The sequence below is a fragment of the Hydrogenobacter sp. T-8 genome (genome assembly GCF_011006175.1).
Taxonomy (GTDB): Bacteria; Aquificota; Aquificia; order Aquificales; family Aquificaceae; genus Pampinifervens; species Pampinifervens florentissimum.
This window is the reverse complement of record NZ_CP048795.1, coordinates 1,436,014-1,460,695: the sequence shown is the minus strand read 5'-3', so window position 1 is coordinate 1,460,695 and position 24,682 is coordinate 1,436,014. Positions and strand designations below refer to the sequence as shown.

At 44.1% G+C, this 24,682-nt stretch carries 30 protein-coding genes; 13 read left to right on the top strand and 17 right to left on the bottom strand.

Translation table 11 applies throughout. The features are described from left to right. Nucleotides 1–97: 97 nt before the first annotated feature. Nucleotides 98–1,621: an L-aspartate oxidase gene (gene nadB, locus G3M65_RS08450; RefSeq protein ID WP_173834136.1), complete on the bottom strand. Its 1,524-nt coding sequence runs from the start codon at nt 1,619–1,621 to the stop codon at nt 98–100. Further along, on the bottom strand, nt 1,605–2,582 hold the full coding sequence (locus G3M65_RS08445) for a gluconeogenesis factor YvcK family protein (protein WP_173834135.1): 978 nt from the start codon (nt 2,580–2,582) through the stop codon (nt 1,605–1,607). The genes nadB and G3M65_RS08445 overlap by 17 nt, the downstream gene beginning before the upstream one ends. 47 nt (nt 2,583–2,629) lie before the next feature. On the opposite strand from G3M65_RS08445, the gene G3M65_RS08440 reads away from it, so the two are divergent. The 8 genes from G3M65_RS08440 to G3M65_RS08405 all read left to right on the top strand — a co-directional run bounded on the left by G3M65_RS08440 (nt 2,630) and on the right by G3M65_RS08405 (nt 8,550). Next, the gene (locus tag G3M65_RS08440; protein WP_173834134.1) at nt 2,630–3,118 is read left to right on the top strand and encodes a YceD family protein; all 489 of its coding nucleotides are present in this window, start codon (nt 2,630–2,632) and stop codon (nt 3,116–3,118) included. 35 nt (nt 3,119–3,153) lie between these two features. Next, nucleotides 3,154–3,339, top strand: a complete 186-nt coding sequence (rpmF, locus tag G3M65_RS08435; protein ID WP_173834133.1) for a 50S ribosomal protein L32 — start codon at nt 3,154–3,156, stop codon at nt 3,337–3,339. Then, the gene (plsX, locus tag G3M65_RS08430; protein WP_173834132.1) at nt 3,336–4,340 is read left to right on the top strand and encodes a phosphate acyltransferase PlsX; all 1,005 of its coding nucleotides are present in this window, start codon (nt 3,336–3,338) and stop codon (nt 4,338–4,340) included. The genes rpmF and plsX overlap by 4 nt, the downstream gene beginning before the upstream one ends. Further along, the gene (locus tag G3M65_RS08425) at nt 4,340–5,266 is read left to right on the top strand and encodes a beta-ketoacyl-ACP synthase III (protein ID WP_173834131.1); all 927 of its coding nucleotides are present in this window, start codon (nt 4,340–4,342) and stop codon (nt 5,264–5,266) included. The genes plsX and G3M65_RS08425 overlap by 1 nt, the downstream gene beginning before the upstream one ends. Nucleotides 5,267–5,388: 122 nt before the next feature. Next, a complete protein-coding gene (locus tag G3M65_RS08420) occupies nt 5,389–6,624 on the top strand; it encodes a molybdopterin-dependent oxidoreductase (RefSeq protein ID WP_173834130.1) in 1,236 nt (411 codons plus the stop codon). Nucleotides 6,625–6,636: 12 nt separating this feature from the next. Next, on the top strand, nt 6,637–6,912 hold the full coding sequence (locus G3M65_RS08415) for a c-type cytochrome (protein ID WP_173834129.1): 276 nt from the start codon (nt 6,637–6,639) through the stop codon (nt 6,910–6,912). A 14-nt stretch (nt 6,913–6,926) separates the two neighbouring features. After that, on the top strand, nt 6,927–8,069 hold the full coding sequence (locus G3M65_RS08410) for a geranylgeranyl reductase family protein (protein WP_173834128.1): 1,143 nt from the start codon (nt 6,927–6,929) through the stop codon (nt 8,067–8,069). After that, the gene (locus G3M65_RS08405; RefSeq protein ID WP_173834127.1) at nt 8,056–8,550 is read left to right on the top strand and encodes a C40 family peptidase; all 495 of its coding nucleotides are present in this window, start codon (nt 8,056–8,058) and stop codon (nt 8,548–8,550) included. Before G3M65_RS08410 ends, G3M65_RS08405 begins: the two co-directional genes overlap by 14 nt. On the opposite strand, the gene G3M65_RS08400 is transcribed toward G3M65_RS08405, so the two are convergent. The 6 genes from G3M65_RS08400 to G3M65_RS08375 all read right to left on the bottom strand — a co-directional run bounded on the left by G3M65_RS08400 (nt 8,540) and on the right by G3M65_RS08375 (nt 13,163). Then, nucleotides 8,540–9,244, bottom strand: a complete 705-nt coding sequence (locus tag G3M65_RS08400; protein ID WP_173834126.1) for a SapC family protein — start codon at nt 9,242–9,244, stop codon at nt 8,540–8,542. The genes G3M65_RS08405 and G3M65_RS08400 overlap by 11 nt on opposite strands. After that, on the bottom strand, nt 9,241–9,786 hold the full coding sequence (gene frr, locus G3M65_RS08395) for a ribosome recycling factor (RefSeq protein ID WP_173834125.1): 546 nt from the start codon (nt 9,784–9,786) through the stop codon (nt 9,241–9,243). Before frr ends, G3M65_RS08400 begins: the two co-directional genes overlap by 4 nt. A 41-nt stretch (nt 9,787–9,827) precedes the next feature. After that, a complete protein-coding gene (gene pyrH, locus G3M65_RS08390; protein ID WP_173834124.1) occupies nt 9,828–10,547 on the bottom strand; it encodes a UMP kinase in 720 nt (239 codons plus the stop codon). Continuing rightward, the gene (gene tsf, locus G3M65_RS08385; RefSeq protein ID WP_173834123.1) at nt 10,547–11,410 is read right to left on the bottom strand and encodes a translation elongation factor Ts; all 864 of its coding nucleotides are present in this window, start codon (nt 11,408–11,410) and stop codon (nt 10,547–10,549) included. Before tsf ends, pyrH begins: the two co-directional genes overlap by 1 nt. Before the next feature lie 2 nt (nt 11,411–11,412). Then, entirely contained in the window at nt 11,413–12,237 is an 825-nt protein-coding gene (rpsB, locus tag G3M65_RS08380) for a 30S ribosomal protein S2 (protein ID WP_173834122.1), read from the bottom strand. Nucleotides 12,238–12,317: 80 nt separating this feature from the next. Then, the gene (locus tag G3M65_RS08375; RefSeq protein ID WP_173834121.1) at nt 12,318–13,163 is read right to left on the bottom strand and encodes an Hsp33 family molecular chaperone HslO; all 846 of its coding nucleotides are present in this window, start codon (nt 13,161–13,163) and stop codon (nt 12,318–12,320) included. 19 nt (nt 13,164–13,182) lie between these two features. Between G3M65_RS08375 and G3M65_RS08370 the strand changes: the two genes are divergently transcribed. Next, on the top strand, nt 13,183–13,866 hold the full coding sequence (locus G3M65_RS08370) for a polysaccharide deacetylase family protein (protein ID WP_254426262.1): 684 nt from the start codon (nt 13,183–13,185) through the stop codon (nt 13,864–13,866). Next, nucleotides 13,863–14,909: a glycosyltransferase family 4 protein gene (locus G3M65_RS08365; RefSeq protein WP_173834120.1), complete on the top strand. Its 1,047-nt coding sequence runs from the start codon at nt 13,863–13,865 to the stop codon at nt 14,907–14,909. Before G3M65_RS08370 ends, G3M65_RS08365 begins: the two co-directional genes overlap by 4 nt. Here the strand turns inward: G3M65_RS08365 and ychF are convergent. The 3 genes from ychF to G3M65_RS08350 are packed head-to-tail and all read right to left on the bottom strand — an operon-like array spanning nt 14,899 to nt 18,370. Continuing rightward, nucleotides 14,899–16,005 carry a redox-regulated ATPase YchF gene (ychF, locus tag G3M65_RS08360; protein ID WP_173834119.1) on the bottom strand — a complete coding sequence of 369 codons (1,107 nt, stop codon included), beginning with the start codon at nt 16,003–16,005 and terminating at the stop codon, nt 14,899–14,901. The two genes, G3M65_RS08365 and ychF, sit on opposite strands and share 11 nt — an antisense overlap. Nucleotides 16,006–16,031: 26 nt before the next feature. Next, nucleotides 16,032–17,264, bottom strand: coding sequence for a type II secretion system F family protein (locus G3M65_RS08355; RefSeq protein ID WP_173834118.1), 1,233 nt, complete (start codon nt 17,262–17,264; stop codon nt 16,032–16,034). A 2-nt stretch (nt 17,265–17,266) separates the two neighbouring features. After that, nucleotides 17,267–18,370 carry a type IV pilus twitching motility protein PilT gene (locus G3M65_RS08350; protein WP_305793575.1) on the bottom strand — a complete coding sequence of 368 codons (1,104 nt, stop codon included), beginning with the start codon at nt 18,368–18,370 and terminating at the stop codon, nt 17,267–17,269. 29 nt (nt 18,371–18,399) lie between these two features. Here G3M65_RS08350 and purC point away from each other — a divergent pair, with 29 nt between their 5' ends. Next, nucleotides 18,400–19,098: a phosphoribosylaminoimidazolesuccinocarboxamide synthase gene (gene purC / locus G3M65_RS08345; RefSeq protein ID WP_173834117.1), complete on the top strand. Its 699-nt coding sequence runs from the start codon at nt 18,400–18,402 to the stop codon at nt 19,096–19,098. On the opposite strand, the gene G3M65_RS08340 is transcribed toward purC, so the two are convergent. From G3M65_RS08340 to purN, 3 genes are read right to left on the bottom strand one after another with little or no spacing between them, the layout of a single operon-like run. After that, nucleotides 19,086–19,565 (bottom strand): C39 family peptidase, encoded by a 480-nt coding sequence (locus G3M65_RS08340; RefSeq protein ID WP_173834116.1) that lies wholly within the window; start codon nt 19,563–19,565, stop codon nt 19,086–19,088. The genes purC and G3M65_RS08340 overlap by 13 nt on opposite strands. A 3-nt stretch (nt 19,566–19,568) precedes the next feature. Next, entirely contained in the window at nt 19,569–19,961 is a 393-nt protein-coding gene (locus G3M65_RS08335) for a PA2779 family protein (protein ID WP_173834115.1), read from the bottom strand. 35 nt (nt 19,962–19,996) lie between these two features. Next, nucleotides 19,997–20,644: a phosphoribosylglycinamide formyltransferase gene (gene purN, locus G3M65_RS08330; protein ID WP_173834114.1), complete on the bottom strand. Its 648-nt coding sequence runs from the start codon at nt 20,642–20,644 to the stop codon at nt 19,997–19,999. A 43-nt stretch (nt 20,645–20,687) separates the two neighbouring features. Between purN and hpf the strand changes: the two genes are divergently transcribed. Further along, complete coding sequence (gene hpf, locus G3M65_RS08325; RefSeq protein WP_173834113.1) at nt 20,688–21,290, top strand: ribosome hibernation-promoting factor, HPF/YfiA family; 603 nt, start codon at nt 20,688–20,690, stop codon at nt 21,288–21,290. An 11-nt stretch (nt 21,291–21,301) separates the two neighbouring features. Here the strand turns inward: hpf and G3M65_RS08320 are convergent, their stop codons facing one another. From G3M65_RS08320 to trpD, 3 genes are read right to left on the bottom strand one after another with little or no spacing between them, the layout of a single operon-like run. Further along, nucleotides 21,302–21,700: a glycine zipper 2TM domain-containing protein gene (locus tag G3M65_RS08320; protein ID WP_173834112.1), complete on the bottom strand. Its 399-nt coding sequence runs from the start codon at nt 21,698–21,700 to the stop codon at nt 21,302–21,304. Continuing rightward, nucleotides 21,697–22,440: a menaquinone biosynthesis protein gene (locus G3M65_RS08315; protein WP_173834111.1), complete on the bottom strand. Its 744-nt coding sequence runs from the start codon at nt 22,438–22,440 to the stop codon at nt 21,697–21,699. Before G3M65_RS08315 ends, G3M65_RS08320 begins: the two co-directional genes overlap by 4 nt. Next, complete coding sequence (gene trpD / locus G3M65_RS08310; RefSeq protein WP_173834110.1) at nt 22,440–23,453, bottom strand: anthranilate phosphoribosyltransferase; 1,014 nt, start codon at nt 23,451–23,453, stop codon at nt 22,440–22,442. Before trpD ends, G3M65_RS08315 begins: the two co-directional genes overlap by 1 nt. A gap of 178 nt (nt 23,454–23,631) precedes the next feature. Between trpD and selD the strand changes: the two genes are divergently transcribed. Further along, nucleotides 23,632–24,579, top strand: a complete 948-nt coding sequence (gene selD / locus G3M65_RS08305) for a selenide, water dikinase SelD (protein WP_173834109.1) — start codon at nt 23,632–23,634, stop codon at nt 24,577–24,579. Nucleotides 24,580–24,682 lie beyond the last annotated feature (103 nt).

Sequence of the window (24,682 nt, the reverse complement as noted above, 5' to 3'; positions counted from 1 at the left end):
CCTGTGCCTCCTCTATTTCTTTGGTTTTAAACCCACCGTGAGGGGTAAAAACTTTTAAAGACAAAAAATAGAAACTCTCAAAGACCTGTAAAAAGGACTACTCTCCCAACATAAGAAAACGAGGAGTAAAAAGGCTATCCCTTCTAAACTCCTCTCTCTCAAAAGGATAATCCACCCTATAGTGCACGCCTCTGCTTTCCCTTCTCCAAAGAGCACAGCTAAGGGTAGCCATAGCGGTTAGGCTTATGTCAAAAAGCTGGCGGTTTTCTATGGTGGGTTTCCAGTCTTTCCATGTTTGTAGCCATGTGCTTAGCTTTTCAAGTGCCTGTTTGAGAGAGGTCTCTTCCCTTTCCAGTCCACAGTTTTCCCACATAAGCCTTCTCAGGTCTTCAAAGGTGTAAGGTGGGTCTTTTTGCCCTTCCCTTTTGTTTTTGTAATAGGTCTCCTTTGGCTTTTTCAAAAAGGAAAGGTCATGAAAAATTCTGTAGGCGGTTCTGTATCCAAAAACCAAGCCCTCAAGCAAGGAGTTAGAGGCAAGTCTGTTTGCCCCATGCACGCCCGTGCAGGCACATTCTCCTACCGCATAGAGACCTTCAAAGGTGGTTTTTCCATAGCTGTCTACCTCAATGCCACCTATAAAGTAGTGAGATGCGGGTGTGATGGGGATGGGTTGGGTTTCTGGGTTGTAGCCTGCTTCCCTTAGCATGGAGTATATGGTGGGAAACCTCTTGGAGAGGTCTACTCCTTTGGCTTTTATGGGTCTTAGGTCAAGGAAAACCTCTTGTCCTTGTCTTAGCTTTTTGTATATCGCCCTTGCTACCACATCTCTTGGCTGGAGTTCCTCCACAAACCTCTCACCTTTGGAATCCACCAAAATAGCACCCTCTCCTCTTACTGCTTCTGAGATGAGTATGCTGGTGTTTTTCACCACTGTGGGATGAAACTGCACAAACTCTGGGTTAATTAGTTTTACGCCCTTCCTTAGTGCTATGCCCAGTGCGTCTCCTCTTACCTTTACTGGGTTAGAGGTATGCAAAAACATGCTTGCGGAACCGCCCGTTGCCAAAAGGATGGCAGGTGTTTTTATAACTCTAAGGCTTTGCCCCTCATGGTAAACAAGCCCTTCTACCCTTTCCTCTCCAAGGATTTCCTCTAACTCTCCCCTTATTACCCTAATGCCTAAGCTTTGAGCCCTCTTCCACAAGGCTTGGTATATGGCTTTGCCCGTATAGTCCTTTACCTTATAGACTCTTGGAAAGGAATGACCTCCCTCTATGGTGGTCTCCTCGTCAAAGACCACACCCCACCTTTTGAGGTCTGCCATTCTTTGAATGCCTTCGTCCACGAGAATTTTGAGGGTTTCCTCTTTGCATAGCCCCCTTCCTGCCTTTTGAGTATCAAGCATATGAAGGTATGGACTGTCCTTTGGGTCAAGGGCACAGGCAATGCCACCTTGAGAGTAGTAGGTGTTTCCTATCCCCCTTGTGAGGACAACAGGCTCTATGCCAAGCTCCTTTAAAACTATGGCACTGGTAAGTCCTGCGATGCCACTACCACAAATCACCACCTTAGCTTCTTCTACAGAAAGCCTTGAAATGTCAAAGTTAAGAAAATACGCCATGCTTTTTGTATATTTCCACTATAAGGTCTGCAAGCCTGTGTGGGTCGTGCCTTACAAAGTCGTCCTTATCGCCTATTAGGTCCTCTGTATATACTTCTATACCTTCCTTTGCTATCCTTGCCACATCTGGCACTACGGGTTCTTGCTTTTGTTCCAAGTACCTCTTCAAAACAGAACTTGATGGCATTTTTGTGTTTATCACAGCCACATCTATCCTTTCAATGCCCGTATACTCTTTAAAGGTCTTTATGTGGTCATAGGCGGTAAAGCTGTCGGTTTCTCCAGGCTGGGTCATAGCGTTTACCACAAAAACCTTTAGGGCTAAGGAATGGTTTACCGCTTCCCTTATGTCTTGAATGAGTAGGTTAGGGATTATGCTCGTATATAAGCTCCCAGGACCAAAAACTATCACATCCGCAGACTCTATCTTTGCAATAGCATCTATGGGTGCTTTTGCCTCCCTTGGCTCTATCCATATACTTTTAATCCTCACTCCGTCGTGCTTTCCATACTCGGTTATATCCTCTTCTCCACAGAGGAGCTTCCCGTCGCTAAACTCTGCACAAAGCTGAACGCTTTCAAGGGTTGCAGGTATTATTTCTCCCCTTGTCCTCAGTATCTGTGAGGCTATGTTTACCGCATGCATAAAGCTACCTGTTATCTCTGTAAGAGCCACAAGGAAAAGGTTTCCAAAGGCATGACCCTCAAGCTCTCCACCTTTGAACCTAAACTGAAAAAGTTTTTGCATTATCTCCTCGCTCTCCGAAAGAGCAACAATGCAGTTTCTTATGTCTCCCGGTGCTGGCATGTTGTATATTTTTCTGAGCCTTCCCGTGCTTCCTCCACTGTCCGCCACCGTGACTATGGCAGAGAGGTCTTCAATCTCTTTTCCCACCTTCTCTTTTAGCCCCCTCAAAAGTGTTGAAAGCCCCGTTCCTCCTCCAATGGCTACAAGCTTCATAATGACCTCCTTGAAATTTCCTCAGCCTTGAGATATTTTAAACCATTATGGTAAAGCTAAACCTCAAAGAGATATTCAAAACAAAAAACAGGTTCTCCCAGAGCTATGTTTTCAAGCCAGAAGACCTAAAGCTACCTCCAGACCTTGGTGAAATAAGAGAGCCTGTGAGCGTTTATGTGGAGATAACCAAGGAAAAGGGTGGATATAGGGTAAACATGGAGATTGAAGGTTATGTGGTGCTTGAGTGTAGCAGATGTCTGACTGTGTTCCATAAGGACATAGGTAGGAGTGAGTCCATTAGGATAGAGCCATATCCTACTAAGGACGTGCTATATCTAAAGCCTTCAGAGCTTGATGTTTCCTTCTTTGAGGATGAAGAGTTCTTTGACCTCACAGAGCTTGTGAGAGAGCAGATAATACTTAGCATACCCACAAAGCCCCTTTGCAGTCCTGACTGTAGTGCGGGATTCTATGAAAACCTTGAGGAAAAAACCACCACCCTTGGTGACCTTCTCAAAAAGGCGAATGTGTTATAATACAATTCCCACTAAGACCTTATGGAGGCTATAAGATGGCAGTTCCAAAGAGAAAAACCTCAAGGTGGAGAAGAGACCAAAGGAGAGCACAGAATTTTTTCGCAAAACTGAGTTCTTTATCCCTTGCCACCTGCCCTAACTGTGGTGAGCTTATGATGCCACACAGAGCTTGCCCGTATTGTGGATACTACAAGGGTAGGGAAGTTCTTAAGACTTCATGACAAAAATAGCAGTTGACTGTATGGGAGGGGACTACGCCCCCGAGGAGATAGTAAAGGGTTGTATTCTTGCCTACAAGGAGCTTGGTCTTGAAAGCATCCTCGTAGGGGACGAAGAAAAAATAAGACAAGTCCTTGAAAGGGAGAAGTTTGACGGTCTGCAGGTAGTTCATGCAGGGGATGTGGTGCAGATGCACGAGGCACCCTCTAATGTCTTGAGAAAGAAAAACTCCTCTCTTTATGTGGCAGGCATGTTGGTAAGAGAGGGCAAGGCGGAGGGTCTTGTCTCTGCGGGAAACACGGGTGCGGTTCTAACGGTTGGCAAGTTTGTAATAGGCTCTATTCCTGACCTTGAAAGACCAGCCATAGCGGTCGCCTTGCCTAATCCAAAAGGTAAAACGGTTCTCATTGACGTGGGAGCAAACGTGGACTGTAAACCCTCGCATCTGCTCCACTTTGCAGTTATAGGACACACCTATGCGGAGGAGATATTAGGCATAAAAAACCCAAGGGTGGGTATTCTAAGCATAGGAGAGGAGGAGGGCAAAGGCAACGAGCTTGTCAAAGAAACTTATCCGCTCTTAAAAGCCAGCAAACTAAACTTTCTTGGAAACGCTGAGGGAAGAGACATATACGCAGGAACCTTTGATGTGATAGTGTGCGATGGTTTTGTGGGTAATGTAATACTCAAAGCCAGTGAGAGCTTGGGCTTTGCGGTGATTCAGATGATAAAGGAGGAGGTGCAAAAGAGCTTTTTGGCAAAGCTGGGAGCTGTTCTTATGAAACCAGCCCTTAACAACTTTAAGAAAAAGGCGGACTTCGCAGAGTATGGTGGTATTCCCCTTCTTGGAGCTAAGAAGCCTGTGATAATAACCCACGGAAGGGCAAACGCAAAGGCTATAAAGAACGCCATAAGGGTTGCCAATGAGTTTTTAACCCATCACTTTAACGAAAGGCTCTCAGAGAACTTGAAAAAACTCCTTCCTCAAGAGGTAAAGGTCTAATGGGCATAACCATAAGGGGCATGGGTTATTATGTGCCTGATAAGGTGCTTACCAACTTTGACCTTGAAAAGATGGTGGATACCTCCGACGATTGGATTACCACAAGAACGGGTATAAAGGAAAGGAGGATAGCAGGTTCAGAAAGCCTTACAGATATGGCTTATAGGGCAAGCCTTGAAGCCTTAGAGTCCGCGCAGATTGACCCTCAAGAGATTGATGCCATAATCCTTGCGACCCTTACTCCAGACCTTGGCTTTCCTGCAAGTGCCTGTCTTCTTCAGGCAAGGCTTGGTGCAAACAGGGCTTACGCCTTTGATATATCCGCAGCCTGCAGTGGCTTTCTGTATGGTCTTGAGATAGCAAGTTCTATGCTATCCTCCAGAAGGGCTAAAACTGTGCTTTTAGTGGGTGCGGAAAAACTCTCCCAAATAGTGGATTGGACAGACAGGGCTACATGCGTTCTTTTTGGTGATGGTGCAGGAGCGGTGGTGCTTAGCTCCGAGGGTGAGGGTGAGATTCTCTCCTCTGTGATGCGTTCTGACGGCAACTACTGGGAAATTCTCTATGCGGAAAGGTGTGGATACATAAGGATGAAAGGAAAGGAGCTCTTTAAACTGGCAGTGCGTGCCATGGCAGAGGTGTGTGAAGAGGCTCTTCAAAGAGCGGGTCTCTCCGTAGAGGATGTGGACCTCCTTGTCCCCCATCAGGCAAACATAAGGATAATGCAAGCCCTTGCGGAAAGGCTTGGTGTGTCTATGGAAAAGGTCTATTCCAACATACACAAATATGGTAATACAAGCGCTGCATCCATTCCTATAGCTCTCTGTGAGGCATACAAAGAAGGAAAGCTAAAAAGAGGGGATTTAGTGCTTTTGACCGCTATGGGTGGCGGGCTCACATGGGGTGCAAGCCTTTTAAGGTTTTAGGTTTATATCTTATAAGGATATTAGGATATTAATTGTTCTTATCAGCATATAAGATCTTATTCGTTGACAGCTTTTTAAACGCATATTAAACTCCATCTATACAACTAAAAGGAGGTGTGAAAATGTTGAGCAGGAGGGAACTTCTTGGTTCCTTTGCTTTAAGTGCAGGAGGTTTATTGCTACCCAAGTATGTGTTTGCCTCTGTTAACCCAGACCTCCTTGGCACAGCGGTAAAAGACTTGCCAGAGGGTACACTTGAATCTCAAACACTTGAAACCTTACCAGGGAAAAAGCCCTTAATTAAGAAAACCTACAGACCTCCAAACTTTGAAACTCCAGTATCCTACTTTAACGAAATATTTACGCCAAACGATGCATTTTTTGTAAGGTATCACCTTTCAAACATACCAGAAGTAGATGCAAAGAGTTGGAGATTAAGGATAGGTGGTGATGCTATAGAAAAACCCTATGAGCTTACACTTGAAGACCTAAAGACAAAGTTTGAACAAGTGGAAGTTGTTGCCGTTTGTCAATGTTCCGGAAACAGAAGGGGACTTATGAAACCTCACGTACCTGGTATACAGTGGGGTTACGGTGCAATGGGTAATGCAAAATGGAAAGGTGTAAGGTTAAAAGATATACTGAATAAAGCTGGTCTAAAAGCCAATGCCCTTGAAGTAGTTTTTGACGGGGCAGATACTGGAGTAGCGGAAAAAACGCCCGATTTCATAAAGAGTATACCCATATGGAAGGCTCTTGATGAAAACACCATAATAGCTTACGAAATGAACGGAGAGCCATTGCCCCATTGGAATGGCTTCCCAGCAAGACTTGTAGTTCCAGGATGGACTGCCACTTACTGGATAAAACACCTAATAAGCATAGATGTAATATCCACAGCATACAAAGGTTTTTGGATGAACCCAGCCTATAGATTACCTCTTGGTAAATTTCCTATGAGGGATAGGTTTGTATCTCAGGAGACCAATGTAAATACGCCTATAACTGAAATTATGGTTAACTCCCTTATAACCAATATAAAGGATGGCCAGGTGTTTAGAAGAGGTGAGCCTATAGAAATAAAAGGCATAGCATGGGATGGAGGATACGTAATTAAACAAGTTGAGGTTTCCACCGACGGTGGGAAGACATGGCACGATGCAGAACTGGGTAGGGACTATGGAAGATTCTCATGGAGACAATGGTCTTACACTTTCAAACCGTTGAAGAAAGGTGAATACACACTTATGGTAAAGGCTACAAACAGCATAGGGCAAACCCAAACCTTTGAATTAATATGGAACCCTGCAGGCTATCATCATAATGTGGTGCATAAGGTCAGCATAAAAGTTGTATAAGGAGGACATACCATGAAAAAACTTGTTTTTATCCTTATTTCTACTCCGCTCCTTACCTTTGCCCTTGACGAGAACGTAAAGCTAAAAAACGGTTCTGGTAAAGACCTTGTTGAGGCCAATTGCGTAGCATGCCACAGCTTGGATTACATACAGATGAACTCCCCATTCCTTGACAAAAAGGGATGGGAAGCGACTGTAAACAAGATGATAAAAGTTTTTGGGGCACCCATAAAAGAAGAAGATGTTCAAAAGATGGTTGAATATCTGAGTAAGTATTACGGTAAGTGAGTTAAACTTTATATGTGCTTTACGATGCTGTAGTTGTAGGTGGTGGTCCCGCTGGGGCTTCCACTGCTTACCATCTTTCAAAATCTGGTCTTAGGGTCCTAATAGTTGAAAAGGAGAAACTTCCAAGGTTTAAACTCTGCGCGGGCTGTTTGTCCGCAAGAACCCTAAGGCTTCTGCCAGAGGGCTACAAAGGGTTAATACTAAACACGATAAACTCTGGGAAACTTGGCTATAGAGGTCTGCAGGAGTATGAGGTGGAGGTAAACAGAGAGGTTGCTTACATAGTTGATAGGTCTGAGTTTGACCATTTTTTGGTGCAAAAAGCTCTTGAAGTTGGTGCGGAGCTCCTTATTGGGGAGTTTATAGGCTTTGAGAAGGAGGGAAACCAATACAAGGTCTATACAAGCAGAGGAAACTTCTACACAGACTATCTAATTGGTGCGGACGGCTTTCATTCTAAAACCGCAGAACTTCTTGGATACAAGAAAAGAAAGTTTTTCAGAAGTCTTGAGCTGTTTACGGAGGGTAGTCTAAGGGATAAGGTTTTAATTGAGGTAGGATGGGTAAGTAGAGGTTATCTTTGGGTGTTTCCTCATGGTGATGGCATAAGCCTTGGCATTGCAACCACTGGAAGGGAAAACCTGCTTGAAATCCTAAGGGACTACGCTCTCAGTAAAAACATAAACTTTAAACATCCAAAGGGTTGGCATATACCCTTTCCAGAAGGGAAAAAGGACATTCAAATAGGTAAGGAGAGAGTTTTGCTCGCAGGAGATTCTGCCAATATGACAGACCCTCTACTCGGTGAAGGCATATACTACGCCCTTTGGGCAGGCAAAATCCTCGCGAAAGCCATAATACAAAATCCTTCTGAACCAACAAAAGCCTACGAACTAATGCTGAAACCATTGGCGGAAGAGCTTATTTACGCAGGAAAGATAGCAAGAATTGCTTATAGATTTCAAAGGGTTGCCTTCAAAATGGGAAAAGATTACGCATTGAGAAATTTCTACCGTGTGCTCACAGGGGATAAAACTTACAAGGACATATATTGGAAAGGTTGGCTTGAGTTTTTAAAACACTTGACAAGGGAAAAAATAGAATATATACTCAAAAGGCATGAGGGGAGGCATAGCGGGGTTAATGCTGAGTTTTAGTTTTGTGTTTGCAACTTCTGAAAACATAGTGCTTACCGCACTCACCTATATGGAAAGACCCTATAAATTCGGTGCCAATGAACTCTATAGAATGGACTGCTCTGCCTTCGTGCAGAGGGTCTTTGAAGTAAACGGCGTAAGGCTTCCAAGAAGCACCGCAGAACAGTCCCGTGTGGGAGTGCAGGTAGGACTTGAAGACCTAAAGCCCGGAGACCTTCTCTTCTTTACTACCTATAGACCTGGCCCATCCCACGTAGGCATATACATAGGAAATGGCAGGTTCGTGCATGCCAGTGAAAAAACCGGCATAACAATAAACAGGATAGATGAACCCTATTGGAACAAAAGGTTTCTCTTTGCGAGAAGATTGGAACATTCCAATAAAACCTACGCAGGGATTGAAAGGCAAAAGGCACAGCCCAATAGACTCTCCCAGCGTGATGAGATTGGAGACCTTATCTTTATACTATCTAACCGCTAATATACCTTTTTATAAGGCGCTCCCAATTCTGCAATGAGTTAAGGTGAGCGTAGATGATCCTTATGTATCCCCTTTTTGAAAGCTCCTTTAAGGCATTTTCTGGAAGCTCAAAAAGCCTCTTTTCGTCCACCATGTTAAAGGACACCTCAACACCCTCATAGCTTACCCTGCCTCCAACCACCAACCCGAGGTCAAAAAGCAAGTCAAGGAAATCCTCTGTTTGAGCCTTCCCCTCCTCAAGTCTAAGGGAGTAGATATAAAAATCCCGTTCAAAGCGGGAATTTACAAGCTGACCTTCCCAAAGTGCCTCTCCTTCCACCTCGGAAAAGCCAGGGCAGGTAAGGTCAAGAGCGAGATAGCCACCCTTTATAAAAAAGGGATACTGTCTGCAGGTGTAGGGTTTCTCCCCCTCTAAAAGACAGCCTACACCATCTTTGAGATATATACATCCCTTATTATCCTCCCTTAATCTAAAGTATGCACAAAGAAGCCTTTGCTCTTTTCCTCCTTCGTCAACCTCAATGTTTATAACCACAGGAAAGTGTCTTGAGAGGGAAAGCACCTCTTCAAGGACCACAAAGGTCCTGTCGGGAATAAGACAACAGCTTTGAGGACAGTTGCCTTTGAGGCATTGCCACTTGAGGTTTTTGTGCTCCTCTGGGTCAAGGAGTATAGTGTTGGAAAAAAGCCTCATCCTCCCATTATCTCCTTCTCCTTAGCCTCTGCAATGGCGTTTATCTCCTCTATGTATTTGTCCGTGAGCTTTTGAAGCCTTTCTAAAGCTCTCTTTATCTCATCTTCAGAAACTCCCTCAAGGTCTTCAAGCATTTCCTTTGCGTCTCTCCTTATATTTCTGACCGCTACCCTTGCCTCCTCTGTCATTTTATGGAGTATCCTTACAAGCTCCTTTCTTCTTTCTTGTGTGAGAGGTGGTAGGGTTATCCTTAGCACATTGCCCTGTCTTTGAGGTGTAAGGTTTAAGTTTTCCATTATTGCCTTTTCCACACCCGAGACTGCATTGGCATCCCAAAGCTGGATGGTTAGCTGGTTTACATCGCTTACGCTTATACTTCCAAGCTGTTTAAGAGGCACCTTTGAACCATAATATTCTACCTTTAGCTCTTCAACAAGAGATGTGCTTGCCCTACCTGTCCTTAGCCCTGCAGTTTCGTTCTTAAAGTAGTTTACCGCCTTTTTCATATCCTCTTCCGCACTTTTAAAAATATCCTCTATCATGGCTGTCCTCCTTGTGTGTATGTTTGTATTCTTCTCATCCCCTACCTCACCAAAGACCCAACCCTTTCACCCATCACAGCCCTCAGTAGATTCCCTGGCTTCTTTATGTTAAGAACCAATATGGGTAGCCTGTTTTCCTTGCAGAGGGTCATGGCAGTGTAGTCCATAACCCTAATACCCATGTTTATGGCCTCAAGATAGGCTATTTCTTGGATAAATTCAGCTTTTGGGTTTTTCAGCGGGTCATCGGTGTATATGCCATCTACCTTTGTAGCCTTTATAAGAAGGTCCGCACCTATCTCTATGGCTCTGAGAGCACCTGCGGTGTCTGTGGAGAAAAAGGGATTACCTGTCCCTGCAGCGAATATTACCACACGACCCTTTTCTAAATGTCTTATAGCCCTTCTTCTTATGTAGGGTTCTGCCACCTGCCTCATCTCTATAGCAGACAAGACCCTCGTAGGAATTTGTGCTATCCTCTCAATTGCAGATTGCAAGGCAAGAGCATTTATCACCGTTGCTAACATACCCATGTAATCACCCGTTGCCCTGTCTATACCTATCTCAAGCCCTTCTATACCCCTAAAGATATTGCCCCCTCCTATCACTACTGCGGTTTGGACTCCTACTTCCACAAGGCTTTTTATCTCAAGGCTTATATATTCAAGAAACTTAGGGTCTATACCAAAATCCTGCTCACCAGCAAAAGCCTCTCCAGAAAGCTTTAAAAGCACCCTTTTGTATACAGGTGCTTCCTCCATCAGACACCACCTACTTCAAACCTTACAAAACGTTTGATTTTCACACCTGTCTGGCTTTCCTTTATGTATTGTCCCACGGTTTTCTTTTCTTCCTTTATGAAAGCCTGTTCTAATAGCACCTTTTCCTGATAAAACTTTCTGAGCCTTCCTTCCACCACCTTTTCTATGATGTTCTCTGGCTTGCCCTCTTGTCTTGCCTGCTCTGTTAGTATCCTCCTCTCTCTTTCAAGGGCTTCAGGGTCAACGCTTTCTATGCTTACAAACTCAGGTTTCATAGCGGCTATCTGAAGAGCCACATCTTGCACAACCCTAAGGGTTTGGTCGTTAAGGCTTGGAGCAAAGTAGTCTATAAGCACGCCTACCTTTCCTATGCCATGCACATAGGCATGCACAAATCCCTCGGTATCGTATCTTACAAACCTTCTCAGCTGTATGTTCTCTCCTATCTTGGCTATAGCGGACTTTATGAGGTCTCCTACGCTTATGTTTGTGTCCTGTGCATAGGCTTGGCTTGCAATATCTTCACCAGTGCCTGCCCTATCCTTGTTCTCTGGAATGCTTGCTATGTGCTTTGCGATGTTAAGGGCAAGCTCCACAAAGTGTTCGTTTTTTGCCACAAAGTCTGTCTCGCAGTTTAGTTCTATAAGCACTCCCCTTTTTCTATCTTCTGAAACATAGGCGTAGATTATGCCTTCCTTTGTTTCCCTTCCTGCCTTTTTGTCCGCCTTGGCGAGCCCTCTTATTCTGAGTATTTCCTTTGCCTTTTCCATATCACCGCCTGCTTCTTCCAGAGCCTTCTTGCACTCTAACATGCCTGCACCGGTCATCTCTCTTAAGGTCTTTACCATCTCCGCACTTATCATGCTTACTCCTCCTCTGCGCCTTTGTCAATGTATTCGTATTTCTCGGACATTTCCATAGCCTTCTCAAAGAGCACTTTTTCTTCTTCCTCAACCGCAATGACCCTTCTCCTTGGCACTTCAATTGCAGCCTCTCCAAGGCTTTCCCTTCTCTGCTTGCCCTCAAGCACTGCATCCGCAATCTTTGAGGTAAGGAGCTTTATAGACTTTATGGCATCATCGTTTCCTGGAACAGGGTAGTCTATCAAGTCTGGGTCGCAGTTGGAGTCCGCTATCGCCACCACCGTTATGCCCAGCTTCTTTGCCTCTTGGACCGCTATGGCTTCTCTCACTGTGTCCACAACCCAGATGATGCTGGGCAACCTTTCCATGTTTACTATGCCACCATACAGCTTTCTGAGCCTTTCCATCTTTCTCTTTAGTTCTCTTACCTCCTTTTTGGGGAGCACATCGAAGACACCTTCCGCTTCCATCCTCTCAAGGGTATGGAGCTTAAGGATGCTTTTACGGACAGTCCTAAAGTTGGTAAGAAGCCCACCTACCCATCTTTCGTTCACGTATGGTACGCCAGCCCTTTCCGCTTCTTCCTTTATCACATCCTTTGCCTGCTTTTTTGTGCCCACAAAGAGCACCTCCGCACCCTGTGCCACACTGTCCGCTATAAAGTGATACGCCTGCTCAAGGAAAACCACCGTTTTGTTGAGGTCTACGATGTGTATACCGTTACGCACACCGTAGAGATAGGGTGCCATCTTGGGGTTCCATCTGCCCTTTGAGTGTCCGAAGTGGACACCAGCTTCCAAAAGGTCTCTCATAGAAACTACAGCCATATTAACCTCCTTGGGTTTTGCCACCCTTTCCCAGACCCCCTCGGGGCAACCCATTCGGGAAAGGTGCGGTCTTAGAGAAATTATAGCATAAGCTGTTCCCTGCTAAAGCGGTAGACCCTCTTGCAGAACTTACAGACCACCTCCGCAGGACCCTCGTTTAGTATATCTTGGAGCTCCTCCTCTTGCAAAAGCATTAGGCTTGAGCGGGCTATCTCCTCACTGCAGGGGCAGTAGTATTCCACCTCCTTGAGACCTATGAGCCTTGGTTCCATATCCTTGAGTATTTCAATTGCAATTTCCTCTGGTCTTTTGCCTAAAAAGGAGAGGTTTCTTAGGTTTTCCTCTATAAGGTCAATGCTTCTTTGAGAAACTCCAGAAAGCACTTGCACAAGATAAGCCTTTGCCTGAGCTCCTGCTGAGGTAAATTCCAAGTGCATATCCAAATAGGTTTTTGTTTGTTCTGATTGCTCAAAGTAAAAGGAAAGTGCCTCCTTTAGGTTTCTACCCACCACTGGGACTATGCTCGTGTAAGGCACGCCAAGCCTTAGCTCTTTTACTACGGTTAAAACTCCAGAGACCCAACCTTCTTGTGGGTCGCCTTCTATAAAACCTCTCACCCTTCCCTTTCCGTCCGCCTCTGAGACTACAACTCCAGAATCTGTTTGCACCTTAAAAAGCACCTTTTGCTCTGTTGCATGTTTTACAAGGGATGTCAAAAGCAAAGCGGACATTATGGCATAGCCCATAAGCTCCGCCCTTTGACCTTCCAAGTTATGTATTCTCTTGGCAACCGCCACTGCATGGTTTGCCTGCAGGGTATAAACCCTTATAAGCTCATCCTTTGGCACAGAGACTACCATATAGTCCCTGTCTTGAAAATAGAGCCTTAGGTCTTCTCTGGTCTGTGCGTCAAGGTCTCTATACATGGGTTTAAAATATAAGCCTGTGGGTGTGAAAATACTAACCTATCATAATGTGGGCAAGCCTCCAAAAGAGGCAAGGCTAAAGACTCTTTTTGTAAGCAAAGAACAATTGAGCAGACAGGTGCGTTTGCTTAAGCTCTTAGGCTTTAGCTTTTTAAGGACTCAAGACCTAATACCCAATAGAAGCACTTCAAGAGGCGTTTTGCTTACCTTTGATGATGCCTATATGGACTTTTGGTATTTAGCCTTGCCTATTTTCATAGAACATTACCTCAGATGTCTTATCTTTGTCCCTGTTGGGCTTGTGGGCGAATATAACCGCTGGGACTACGAAAAGCTAAGGATAAAAAAACCTATAATGGACTGGGGTAAGATAAAGGAACTTCATCATCTTGGCTTTGAAATAGGCTCTCATAGCTTGACCCATCCCTATCTGTCCAAGATAGACCCAAAACAAGCATGGGAAGAGATATACACCTCAAAGGCTATCTTAGAAGACAAGCTTGGCTCAGAGATAACCGCTTTTTGCTATCCTTATGGGGATTACGATGAAAGGATAAGAGACTTAGTTCAAAAGGCTGGCTATAAGTTAGCCTTTACCACAAAGCATGGTAGGTTTGAAGACAGTGAAAACCTTTTTGAGCTAAGACGCATAACTGTCTTTGGCAACGATTTTCTACCAAAGTTTTTGCTAAAGATACTATGAAAATAGCCTGGCTTAACGGCAACCCAAACCCAAACTTTGGAGGCACAGAGATACATACTGTTGAGATGGTTAAGGAACTGCTAAGAAGGGATGTAGATTTATTCCTTGTATGTGCAAAAGATTCCTTTGTGGACAAACATCTAAGGGAAGTCAGAAAATATTACATTTCCTTTCCCAATAGCCTCGCGGTAATTAACACCATAAGATTAGCAAGGGTCCTGAAAAAAGAAAAGGTTGACGTAATAATAGCAAACAATGGAAAGGAATACCCAAACGCATTGTATGCTGGTAAATATGCAGGAGCAAAGGTTGCCTTCTTTAGACATATGGAAAGAATGAAACAGTGGATGGTAAGGAAGTTTGTTTTTCCTTATGTGGACATGTTTTTTGCGGTAAGTGAACGCGTTAAAAGTAATCTCATATCAGAGGGCGTGAGAAGGGAAAGGATAAAAGTTATCTACAATTTAGTGGATGAGGAAAGGTTTACATACGTAAAAAAAGCTGAAAAGCCCATAAACCTTCTTTTTGTGGGGAAGTTAGATGAGGGTAAGGGAGTTTTTGACTTTGTTAAAGCCTTTCTTGAATTGACAAAGGAAAGAGAGGATATACATGCCTATGTGGTTGGTGATGGTTCTGCAAGGACAGAGCTTGAGAGGTTCATTCAGCTAAACTATCTATCAGAAAAACTCTTTTTAGTAGGATACACCGCTGAAGTTGAAAAGTATTATAAGCTAGCCCATGTATGTGTAATACCCTCAAAATACACAGAAGCCTTCCCAAGAGTTGCGGTAGAAGCACTTGCCTGCGGTTGTGCCTTGGTAGTCTCCCATGTAGGAGGTATAAAGGAAGCAGTTCAAGAAGGCGTAAATGGATATGTTTTTAAAGCAGGTGATACTCAAGACCTCGTTTGTAAAATTAAAGCTACTTTGGAAAAATGGCAGAGCTTTTCTTTTCAATCCTTTAGGATATACAGAGAAAAGTTCTCTCGGGAAAAAATCACTGAAGAGTTTTTAAAAGCTTTGTATGAGCTTACTACACGTTAAACCTAAAATAGATAATATCACCATCTTTGACTTCATACTCTTTCCCTTCAAGCCTTACAAGACCAAGCTCTTTAGCCTTAGTCATAGAGCCAACCTTTACATAGTCCTCGTAGTTTATCACCTCCGCAGCGATAAAACCCCTTTCAAAGTCTGAGTGTATTTTGCCCGCAGCTTGTGGTGCCTTTGTGCCTCTTTTTACCGTCCATGCCCTTGTTTCCTTTTCTCCTGCGGTAAAGAAAGTTATAAGCTCAAGGAGCGAGTAAGCAGACCTTATGAGTTTGTTTAGCCCTGGTTCTTCAAGCCCGTAGGATTTTAGTAGCTCTTCCTTCTCTTGCTTTTCAAGACCTATAAGCTCTTCCTCAAGTTTGGCACATACAAGCACCGCAGGGGAACCCTCCGCCTGGGCGTATTCAAAAACACTTTTGCTAAGCTCGTTGCCCTCTGGCAGGTCAGCCTCGCTCACATTTGCCACATACATGAGAGGTTTTGTGGTGAGGAGAAAGAGGTTTTTTCTCGCATATTCTAAGGTCTCGGAGCTTAGCTCCCTTGCATGTTTCCTGAGGGGCTCCATGTTCTCTAAAATTGCCCTTATTGTTTCCAGCATTTCCAACTCTTCTTTTGCCTTTTTGTCTCCCAGCCTTGCCATCTTCTCCACCCTTTCCTTCCTTTTTTCCACAGTTTCTATGTCCTTTGCTATAAGCTCAAGGTCTATTATTTGGGCGTCCCTTATGGGGTTCACAGTGCCCTCCACGTGAACCACATCGGGGTTTTGAAAGCACCTAAGCACCATAGCAATTGCGTCCACTTCCCTTATATGGGCAAGAAACTGGTTTCCAAGACCCTCTCCCTTGCTGGCGTTTCTCACAAGTCCAGCAATATCCACAAACTCTATAAAAGTAGGCGTAACCTTCTTTGACCTTTCAAGCTGGGCTATTCTGTATAGTCTCTCGTCTGGCACCTCAACTGTGCCCACGTTGGGCTCTATGGTGCAAAAGGGGTAGTTGGCGGCTGTGGCCTTTGCGGACTGTATTAAAGCATTAAACAAGGTGGATTTTCCTACATTAGGCAGTCCTACAATTCCTACGCTTAAAGCCATAAGCTGATAATTATAAACTCTAAGGCTTACTTTATCAACTCACCCATCTTGAATATGGGCATGTACAGGGCTATGAGTATAGCTCCCACTATACCACCTATGAAGACTATGAGCATGGGCTCTATTAGCTTTATCATCCCCTCCACAGCCTTATCAAACTCGTCTTCATAAAATCTCGCTATAGTGTCTAACATATCATCAAGCCTACCCGTATCTTCACCTACCCTCACCATGGCTATTATAAGTTTTGGAAACATTCCAGTTTTTTCAAGAGCCTTGTGCATGGGCTCACCCTCTATAACCCCCTTCTTTGCAGACTCAAGAGCCTCTCTTATCACCACGTTTCCCGTTACCTGACCTGCTATTTCAAAAGCCCTCTCAAGAGCCACACCACTTGAAAAGAGGGTTGCCATAGTTCTGGCAAACTTTGCCATAGTGCTTTTCATCACAAGTTCACCCATCTTTGGAGCTCTTAGCATGAAGGAATGCACAGATTTTCTAAACTGGTAGCTATTGTTGAGTAAAAATCTAAATATTAAAGAAAAAGCCACTATGAAACCAAGTATAAAGATAAGGTTTGACCTAAGGGCGTTAGAGGCAGCGATAAGCATTTGGGTAGGAGCGGGAAGTTCACCACCAAGAGAAGCATAAATCTCTGCAAAGGTTGGAACCAGAAAATAGAGTATACCCGTAACTATGGCAGTGGCTATTATAACCACAAAGGTAGGATAAAAGGCTGCGCTCTTTATCTTGCTCTTTATCATTGCCATCTTCTCGTAATAATCTGCAGCCCTCATAAGAGCAATATCAAGATTACCCGTTTCCTCACCCACCCTAACCAAATTAATTACAAACTCCGGAAAAACCGCAGGGAATTCAGCCATAGAGTTTGATATGGGTTTACCTTCGCTTACCATTATTGCAACCTTCTTGCTGGCTTCCGCAAGCTTTTTGTTGGGAAGCTGTTCTCCCAATATGTTAAGAGCGTCTATTATGTTAAGCCCTGCGTTTATCATTGTTCCAAGCTGTCTGCAAAATATGGAAAGGTCTCTATCGCTTACTTTACCACCTATTGGAAGTTTGAGAACTAACCCTCTTTTACCCTCTTCTTTTTCTTCCTTATCAACCTTTATTACTTCTATGATACTCAAACCCCTCTGTTGTAAGTCCGCTATCAAAGTTTCTTGAGTTGGATAATTTGCTTCACTTTCTACAAAGTTTCCTGTTTCGTCAAAGGCTCTATACTTAAACCTTGGCATCTTTACCCTCCTCTTTCTATCATTCTTTCCAACTCTTTTATATCTGGCGAGTATTTATAAGCATCTTCGAGGGATATAAGACCAGCCTTGTAAAGTCCGTAAAGGGACTGATTCATGGTTTGCATGCCCGTTTGAGCCTGCCCGCTCTGCATTATGGCGTATATCTGTTGAAGTTTATTCTCCCTTATTAGGTTTCTTATTGCAGTATTTGGTATCATAAGCTCATAAGCAAGGACTCTTCCGCCGCCAATCTTAGGTATTAGTCTCTGAGATATAACACCCTGAAGCACAAAAGAAAGCTGTATTCTTACCTGCTCCTGCTGCTCTGGAGGGAATACATCTATTATCCTTGTAATGGTAGATATGGCGGTGTTTGTATGAAGTGTTCCAAAAACAAGGTGCCCTGTTTCTGCTGCTCTTAGTGCTATTTCTATTGTCTCAAGGTCTCTCATTTCACCCACAAGGATGACATCTGGGTCTTCACGCAAAGCAGCCCTGAGAGCATCTGCAAAACTGTGGACATCCTCACCTATTTCTCTCTGGTTTACTATACTCTTTCTATGCGAAAACACGTATTCTATAGGATCTTCAATAGTTATAATGTGATGGGGAAAGTTTTCATTTATGTAATTTATCAGTGCTGCAAGAGTTGTAGTTTTTCCAGATCCCGTGGGACCAGTTACAAGAACAAGACCCATACTTTTGTGACAAACCTCCAGAACCCTATCACTTAACCCTAAATCTTTGACGCTTAGTATCTTACTGGGAAGCCTTCTAAAAACCGCTGCGATACTTCCTCTTTGGTAAAAAACGTTTGCTCTGAACCTACCAAGGTCTTTGACACCAAAGGAAAAGTCTACTTGTCCCTTTTCTTCAAGTGTTTTCCTGTGTCTTTCCGACATGACAGAATAGGCAAGCGTTTGGGTCACATCTGGAATTAATATAGGATACTCAACAAGCTGTGTTATTTTTCCATCAATCCTTAGCGACGGTCTTGCACCGGCTGTTATATGCACGTCAGAGGCGTTTGCCTGAACAGCTTTGTAAAGTATATCTGTCAACTTTATACTCTGCGTTAGTGCTTCAACTCTTTGTGTAGGTGTCATTTTACCCTCCTTGCTATAAAATACATTATATGAAACTTCTTTACGAAGGCAAGGCTAAGAAAGTTTACGAGGTTGACAAGGAAAAATGCCTGATATACTTCAAAGACACCGCGACAGCCTTTGACGCTACCAAGAAAGCTGAAGTGGAGGGCAAGGGTGTTCTTAACAACACCATATCAAGCCTAATGTTTAAATTGCTGGAAGAAAAGGGTGTAAAAACCCATTTTATAGAGCGTGTTTCCGAAAGAGAAATGCTTGTCTGGAAGGCAGAAAGGTTTGACTTAGAGGTCGTAGTAAGGAATATAACTGCAGGAAGCATATGTAAAAGGCTCGGCTTCAAAGAAGGAGAAAAATTGGAAAAGCCCTTATTGGAGTTTTTCTACAAAAACGACCAGTTACACGACCCACTTATATGTGTTGAACACGCAATCCTTCTCCGTATAGCGGATAAAAAGACTTTGAAGGATATAGTGAAAATAGCCCTTAAGGTAAACACCATACTGAAAAAGTTTTTTAAGTCTCATGGTCTTTTGCTCGTGGATTTCAAGTTAGAGTTTGGAAGGCTTCCCGATGGTGCCCTTGCGGTGATAGACGAGATATCTCCGGATACATGCAGGCTATGGGATGCAAAAACTGGAGAAAAGCTGGATAAAGATAGGTTCAGGTTTGACTTAGGTGACCTACTTGAGGGTTACAAAAAGGTTCTCCAAAAGGTTCAGTATGGATAGACCATCAGAATAACCCTTCCCATTTTTGACCATATTCTGTCAAGCTCTTTGGCTTTAATAGGCTTATTGGCTTCATATCCCGTGTGAACATAAAAGGTATCTTCGCGGTATCCAACAACTACCATGTAGTGGGGGACGCTTGTCCACAGCGTTCCCAAGTCCACAAGCACTATGGGGGGATGACCTTCCTCTATGTAGTTTTTCAGCTCCTGCAGGTTTGAGGTTTTTAGAAGAGTCCTAAAACCCCTTGCTCTGGCATAGTTTTCAAGGTCTGTAATGAGGGCACCCTTTAGCTTGGGGTTGTATACCTTCTCCGCTATCTCTTCCTGAGACACCTTTAGCCCATAATAGGCAAGCACAGAGCTGAGGGATGCGGGACCGCAAAACTGGTCCCGCTGTTTAACAAAGGGAACATCAAGGCTTTTGGAGTAAAGAACAAGGGGGAAAAGAAGCAAAAGCAGGAGCATCTCTCATCTAATGATTATCTCCTTGTTTAGAAGTTTAAGAAGTATTACAAGAAGGATGGCAATTATAAGTATACCTATGGCGAGCCCAACACCATCACCACCGGCAAGAACCCTGTCAGAAGCCTTTGCCAACATATGTATCTGCTCGTCATTTAGCTCAGAGAGCTTTTTCTCCACCTCCTCCTTTGTGAGACCATAAGCTTTTAGTTTTTCCTGAAGCTGTTTGCTTTCAAGGGCTCTTTGGATTTTGGCTATATCTTCCTCTCTCTTCATAGTCAGGGTTTCAGAAGTAGGCTTTGAACCCACAAGTCCAGCAAGGGCTGGAGACGAATTGAAGGCAAAAAAACAACCAGCCACTCCAAGCACAAGCAGGCGTCTCCTAAAAAGACTTAACATGTTTCCACCTCCTTGTCAGTTTTCTTAAGATTATATCAAAAGTCTTCAAGCTCAGGGTTAAAGGGTAGCGTTCCATACCTTGCCCCTTCCACCACCACCTTTCTGCCCTCAACCCTAACCCTTCCCTCTGATATCCATCTTATTACCTGTGGCAGTATCCTATGCTCATGGCGGAGTATCCGCTCAGACAGGCTCTCTTCTGTGTCTTCTGGAAGGACTGGCACGCATGCTTGAGCTATAACTGGACCATTGTCCAGCTCTTCCGTGACAAAATGGACGGTGCAACCACTTATTCTTGCTCCGTATTGTAAGGCTTGCCTTTGAGCATGCATTCCCTGAAAGGCTGGTATAAGGGATGGATGTATGTTTATAACCTTCATGGGAAATTCCTTAAGAAATATAGGAGAAAGCACACGCATAAAACCTGCAAGAACAACCAAATCAACTCCAGACCCCTTCATAGCCTCCACGAGTTTTTTTTCAAACTCCTCCTTGCTGTCAAAACTTCTCCTCTTAATGACCCTGTGTGGAATACCGTGTTTTACACACCTGTCTATTGCCTGAACGCCTTCTCTGTCAGATATAACTAAGGCTATCCTGTCCTTGAGCTTTCCAGCCTCAATAGCATCTATTATTGCCTGAAGGTTTGAACCACGCCCTGATACAAGAACTCCTAAATTCATGGTATCATATTCTACTCCATAGAAGGTTAGAGGAGGTCAGAGAATGAACGTGGAGTTTATAGGTAAAGGCATTGAATGGACAGACTCAATGAAGGCCTTTGTAGAAGGTAAGGTCGAGAGGTTCAGCAGATTTTTAAAGGAAGCTGAGGAAGACCAGGTAGAGGTGGTGGTAACACTTTCTACCTCAAGAGCGAAGCAAAAGGACTTTGCGGGTGAGAGCAGACCAACCCTCTACAGGGTTGACATGGACATATACCTAAAGACCTGGGGTGGTGGTGCTTTGCACGCCTGGGACGAAGATATTGACCCCTTTTCAGCCCTTGACAGGGTGATGGATGAGATAGAGCGACAGCTTATAAAACTAAAACAGAGAAGGCACGAACTAAGACGCAAAGGTCATAAGATAAAGGAAGAGCTTATAAGAGAAGAGATAAGACCTCATGAAGAGAGGGAAAAACCTCTCATAGTAGAGGAAGAGCTCGTAATAGAGAAGCCAATGAGCATGGAAGATGCGGTCTTTGAACTTCAGGATTCTGGTGTCTATTTCCTTCCCTTCATTGACATAGAAACAGGCACGCTTAGAATAGTTTATAGAAAGAGAGGGGGAAACTACGGTGTCATAAACACTAAATGTAAGGGTTTATAAGAGGTAGCCCCTTAGGGGCATACCTCCCTTTCCTCAACCTTTACCACCTTACCGTCCTGATAATAGGTAGTCTTTACTATCCTACAGTTGCCCCTTGAAGCTACGGGCTCTGCCACCACCCTTTCCCTTCCATCTTCAGACTTGTATTCCACGGGCTTGTTCTGAGCCGCCGCCTCCCTTGAAGCTCTTGCCGCTATTTCTGTTATAGTTCCACCTATAACCGCACCGAGAGCACCACCTATAACCGCACCACGCCATCTGTTGTTTCTGTCTATAAGAGCTCCAGCTATAGCACCACCCACCGCTCCTACGGTAGCTCCCTCATAAGTTCTTTGTGTGGTTACCTGACCGCAGGAGAATAGAAAACCCACGGAGAAAACAGTTAGCAAGACCAGAGCCTTTCTTCTCATACTATCACCTCCTTATTTTTACATAATATGGCATCTTCCATTAAAATTTCCTTAAAAAGACTTAAGGACCGCCACCCCTCCTCGTCAAGGGTATAGTCAAGACATAGGTTAAAGTAATCCTTGAGAGGCTTTTGTAGCCTGAGCTTACCCTCTTCAAGGTCGTGGTAAAACTCCTCCCTTGACTTCCTGCACTGCTCCAGTATGAGTTGGTCTAACCACTCAGGGGCGTCCCTTCTCACAAGAAAGAGGGCAAAGACGAAGGGAAGTCCGTGGAGGCGAAACCACTCCTCGCCAAGGTCATAAATATAATCCCACCTACCAGAAGCCTTCTCACTGAATGCCTCATCTCCTATAAGTAGAAGGGCCTCCGCCTGGGACCTTTCCACAACCTCAGGACTATTTCCGTAGACCCTTTTAAGTACATACATGGCGAGCATCTTAGAGGTCATGGAGGCTGGCGTAAGGTGTATGCTCCTTATGAGTTCAAGAGGTCTTTGGGAGAAAATAAGAACAGAGCAAGCTCTTTCCTTTGAAGATATGGATATGCCGGGCACAACTCTGTAGTCTTCTGGATGAAGCAGAAATTCTACAGAAGAGACAATGCCTGCTTGTATCTGACCTGCTCTGAGCTTTTTCACAAGCTCTGATGGATGCCCTTCTATAAGGCTTACCTCTTGAGTGTCCCAACTGTAGAAAAGGGGCAGTGTGTTAAGGTAGCTTACCTTACCTACTTCTATCATTAGACTTTTCTCGATAGGTCTATGAACTCCTGCAGTTTTTTGTAAGCTCTTCCAGAGTGTATGGATTCCTTGGCCATATCAAGGGCGGTATTTCTGTCCTCTGTAGCTCCAGAAACGAGTATTCCAAACATGGAATTTAATAAAACCATGTAGTATGCAGGTGAAACCTCTCCCTTTAACACAGAAAGCACCATTTTTGAGCTTTCATCTACAGAAGATACACGTATGCATTCAATGGGATAAGTCTTAAAACCCACCTCTTCTGGGTGAAAGTCATACAAAAAGACCTCACCATCCCTTAACTCCGCAATACGCGTAGGTGCACTTATGGATACCTCGTCCATGCCATCCTTCCCATGCACCACAAAGGCTCTTCTTATTCCCATACCCTTTAGGGCAAAGGCTACCTTGTCCACAAGTTGGTCAGAGAAAACTCCGAGGAGCTGTCTTCTTGCATCCGCTGGATTTGAAAGAGGTCCCACAAGGTTAAATATGGACCTTAAGCCTACTTCCCTTCTTGGACCTATGACCCTTTTCATGGCTGGGTGAAACATAGGAGCAAACATAAAGCCTATTCCTATCTCTTCTATGAGTTTCTTTACTTGCTCCGCATTGAGGTCTATTTTTGCACCGAGATACTCTAAGAGGTCTGCACTACCGCTCTTTGAAGACACAGACCTATTGCCATGCTTGGCAACCTTAACACCTGCACCTGCTAAAACAAAAGCGACCGCAGTGGAGACATTGAAGGTCTCTGTCATATCGCCACCCGTTCCGCAGGTATCCACAAGGTTTTCCTTGTCTGTTATTTCAACCCTTGTTGCCTTTTCTCTGAAAAAGCTCGCAGCACCTTCTATCTCCTCTGGGGTTTCACCCTTCATCTTCATGCCAATAATAAAAGCACCTATCTGGGCATCGGTAGTTCTGCCCTCTACTATGTCCTCAAGAGCTTGCCTTACCTCTTCCCTTGTAAGGTTTTGAAACTCAGATAGCTTTTTTAGTATCTCCTTCATAGTAGAAATTTTAAACCATGATAGCTTTTGAAATCTTCAAAGAATGAGTTGTGGGTTCTTTGAAAAGTTCAAAGTATTCTTCTGAAGAGCGGTTTTATGATATAAGTCTATGGAGCTTTTAAGGCTTGTGAGGGCTTCTGGTTGAGCGAGCAAGCTGGGTCCGGCGGACCTTGAGAAGTTGATAAAGGGTATAGACCTATATGTAGATGAACGGACCCTTTTGGGCGTGGGTGATGATGCAGGGGTCTACACTTACGGTGGGCAGATTTTTGTCCATACGGTGGATTTCATAACTCCCATACTTAACGACCCATACCTCTGGGGTGCCATATCATCCGCTAATTCCTTGAGCGATGTTTATGCTATGGGGTGCAAGCCTTTAAATGCCTTAGCCATAGTAGGCTTTAACAACTGCGACCTTGAGATAGATGTTCTTAAGGAAGTTATGAGGGGGTGTGCGGATAAGCTGAGAGAGGCAAGAACTGTTCTTCTGGGTGGGCATACCGTTGACGACAAAGAGCCAAAGTTTGGTCTTGCGGTCATGGGTGTATGCGAGAATGGAAGATACTTTACCCAAGAAGGAGCTAAGCCCGGAGACCTTATAGCTCTCACAAAACCTGTGGGTGTGGGTGTGCTTACGAAGGGGATAAAGGAAGGAAAGATTAGCGAGAGGGATATAGGCGATGCCATAGGATATATGCTTATGTTAAACGAAAAGGCTTCTGAGCTTGCAAAGGCTGTAGAGGCAAGTGCCTGCACTGATGTGACGGGTTTTGGTCTCTTGGGTCATTCCATGAACATAGCGACAAAGTCCAAGGTAAGGTTCGCCATAGACTTTTCTAAGGTTCCCATATACGAAGAGTCTGTTTTCCTAATAAGGCAAAAGATATATCCAAAAGGTGCTCTTGATAACTACAACTTTGTAAGGGACAGGACCATAAACGAAGGACTTGAGTGGTGGCAAATTTTACTGCTTACAGACCCTGTAACCTCAGGGGGTTTGCTTTTTACATTTCCAGAGGATAAGGAAGAAACATTTAAGAAAGAAGCGGAGAACTTGGGCTTAAGGGTGTGGGTCATAGGAAAAGTAGAAGAGGGGGAAGGGCTAAGGGTTTACGTTAGTTAGTATTTCCCTAAGGGCTCCGGTAGTGGGGATGTGTTTACCTATACGCAGAGCCTTTCCATTAACCATTAGGACTGGTAGGGCATTAAGGATAAAAAAGTTCTAA

What these genes read in the sequence shown, in the direction of transcription:
- nadB (WP_173834136.1), bottom strand. Translation starts at nt 1,621, where the DNA reads ATGGCGTATTTTCTTAACTTTGACATTTCAAGGCTTTCTGTAGAAGAA.
- G3M65_RS08445 (WP_173834135.1), bottom strand. Translation starts at nt 2,582, where the DNA reads ATGAAGCTTGTAGCCATTGGAGGAGGAACGGGGCTTTCAACACTTTTG.
- G3M65_RS08440 (WP_173834134.1), top strand. Translation starts at nt 2,630, where the DNA reads ATGGTAAAGCTAAACCTCAAAGAGATATTCAAAACAAAAAACAGGTTC.
- rpmF (WP_173834133.1), top strand. Translation starts at nt 3,154, where the DNA reads ATGGCAGTTCCAAAGAGAAAAACCTCAAGGTGGAGAAGAGACCAAAGG.
- plsX (WP_173834132.1), top strand. Translation starts at nt 3,336, where the DNA reads ATGACAAAAATAGCAGTTGACTGTATGGGAGGGGACTACGCCCCCGAG.
- G3M65_RS08425 (WP_173834131.1), top strand. Translation starts at nt 4,340, where the DNA reads ATGGGCATAACCATAAGGGGCATGGGTTATTATGTGCCTGATAAGGTG.
- G3M65_RS08420 (WP_173834130.1), top strand. Translation starts at nt 5,389, where the DNA reads ATGTTGAGCAGGAGGGAACTTCTTGGTTCCTTTGCTTTAAGTGCAGGA.
- G3M65_RS08415 (WP_173834129.1), top strand. Translation starts at nt 6,637, where the DNA reads ATGAAAAAACTTGTTTTTATCCTTATTTCTACTCCGCTCCTTACCTTT.
- G3M65_RS08405 (WP_173834127.1), top strand. Translation starts at nt 8,056, where the DNA reads ATGCTGAGTTTTAGTTTTGTGTTTGCAACTTCTGAAAACATAGTGCTT.
- G3M65_RS08400 (WP_173834126.1), bottom strand. Translation starts at nt 9,244, where the DNA reads ATGAGGCTTTTTTCCAACACTATACTCCTTGACCCAGAGGAGCACAAA.
- frr (WP_173834125.1), bottom strand. Translation starts at nt 9,786, where the DNA reads ATGATAGAGGATATTTTTAAAAGTGCGGAAGAGGATATGAAAAAGGCG.
- pyrH (WP_173834124.1), bottom strand. Translation starts at nt 10,547, where the DNA reads ATGGAGGAAGCACCTGTATACAAAAGGGTGCTTTTAAAGCTTTCTGGA.
- tsf (WP_173834123.1), bottom strand. Translation starts at nt 11,410, where the DNA reads ATGATAAGTGCGGAGATGGTAAAGACCTTAAGAGAGATGACCGGTGCA.
- rpsB (WP_173834122.1), bottom strand. Translation starts at nt 12,237, where the DNA reads ATGGCTGTAGTTTCTATGAGAGACCTTTTGGAAGCTGGTGTCCACTTC.
- G3M65_RS08375 (WP_173834121.1), bottom strand. Translation starts at nt 13,163, where the DNA reads ATGTATAGAGACCTTGACGCACAGACCAGAGAAGACCTAAGGCTCTAT.
- G3M65_RS08365 (WP_173834120.1), top strand. Translation starts at nt 13,863, where the DNA reads ATGAAAATAGCCTGGCTTAACGGCAACCCAAACCCAAACTTTGGAGGC.
- ychF (WP_173834119.1), bottom strand. Translation starts at nt 16,005, where the DNA reads ATGGCTTTAAGCGTAGGAATTGTAGGACTGCCTAATGTAGGAAAATCC.
- G3M65_RS08355 (WP_173834118.1), bottom strand. Translation starts at nt 17,264, where the DNA reads ATGCCAAGGTTTAAGTATAGAGCCTTTGACGAAACAGGAAACTTTGTA.
- G3M65_RS08350 (WP_305793575.1), bottom strand. Translation starts at nt 18,370, where the DNA reads ATGACACCTACACAAAGAGTTGAAGCACTAACGCAGAGTATAAAGTTG.
- purC (WP_173834117.1), top strand. Translation starts at nt 18,400, where the DNA reads ATGAAACTTCTTTACGAAGGCAAGGCTAAGAAAGTTTACGAGGTTGAC.
- G3M65_RS08340 (WP_173834116.1), bottom strand. Translation starts at nt 19,565, where the DNA reads ATGCTCCTGCTTTTGCTTCTTTTCCCCCTTGTTCTTTACTCCAAAAGC.
- G3M65_RS08335 (WP_173834115.1), bottom strand. Translation starts at nt 19,961, where the DNA reads ATGTTAAGTCTTTTTAGGAGACGCCTGCTTGTGCTTGGAGTGGCTGGT.
- purN (WP_173834114.1), bottom strand. Translation starts at nt 20,644, where the DNA reads ATGAATTTAGGAGTTCTTGTATCAGGGCGTGGTTCAAACCTTCAGGCA.
- hpf (WP_173834113.1), top strand. Translation starts at nt 20,688, where the DNA reads ATGAACGTGGAGTTTATAGGTAAAGGCATTGAATGGACAGACTCAATG.
- G3M65_RS08320 (WP_173834112.1), bottom strand. Translation starts at nt 21,700, where the DNA reads ATGAGAAGAAAGGCTCTGGTCTTGCTAACTGTTTTCTCCGTGGGTTTT.
- G3M65_RS08315 (WP_173834111.1), bottom strand. Translation starts at nt 22,440, where the DNA reads ATGATAGAAGTAGGTAAGGTAAGCTACCTTAACACACTGCCCCTTTTC.
- trpD (WP_173834110.1), bottom strand. Translation starts at nt 23,453, where the DNA reads ATGAAGGAGATACTAAAAAAGCTATCTGAGTTTCAAAACCTTACAAGG.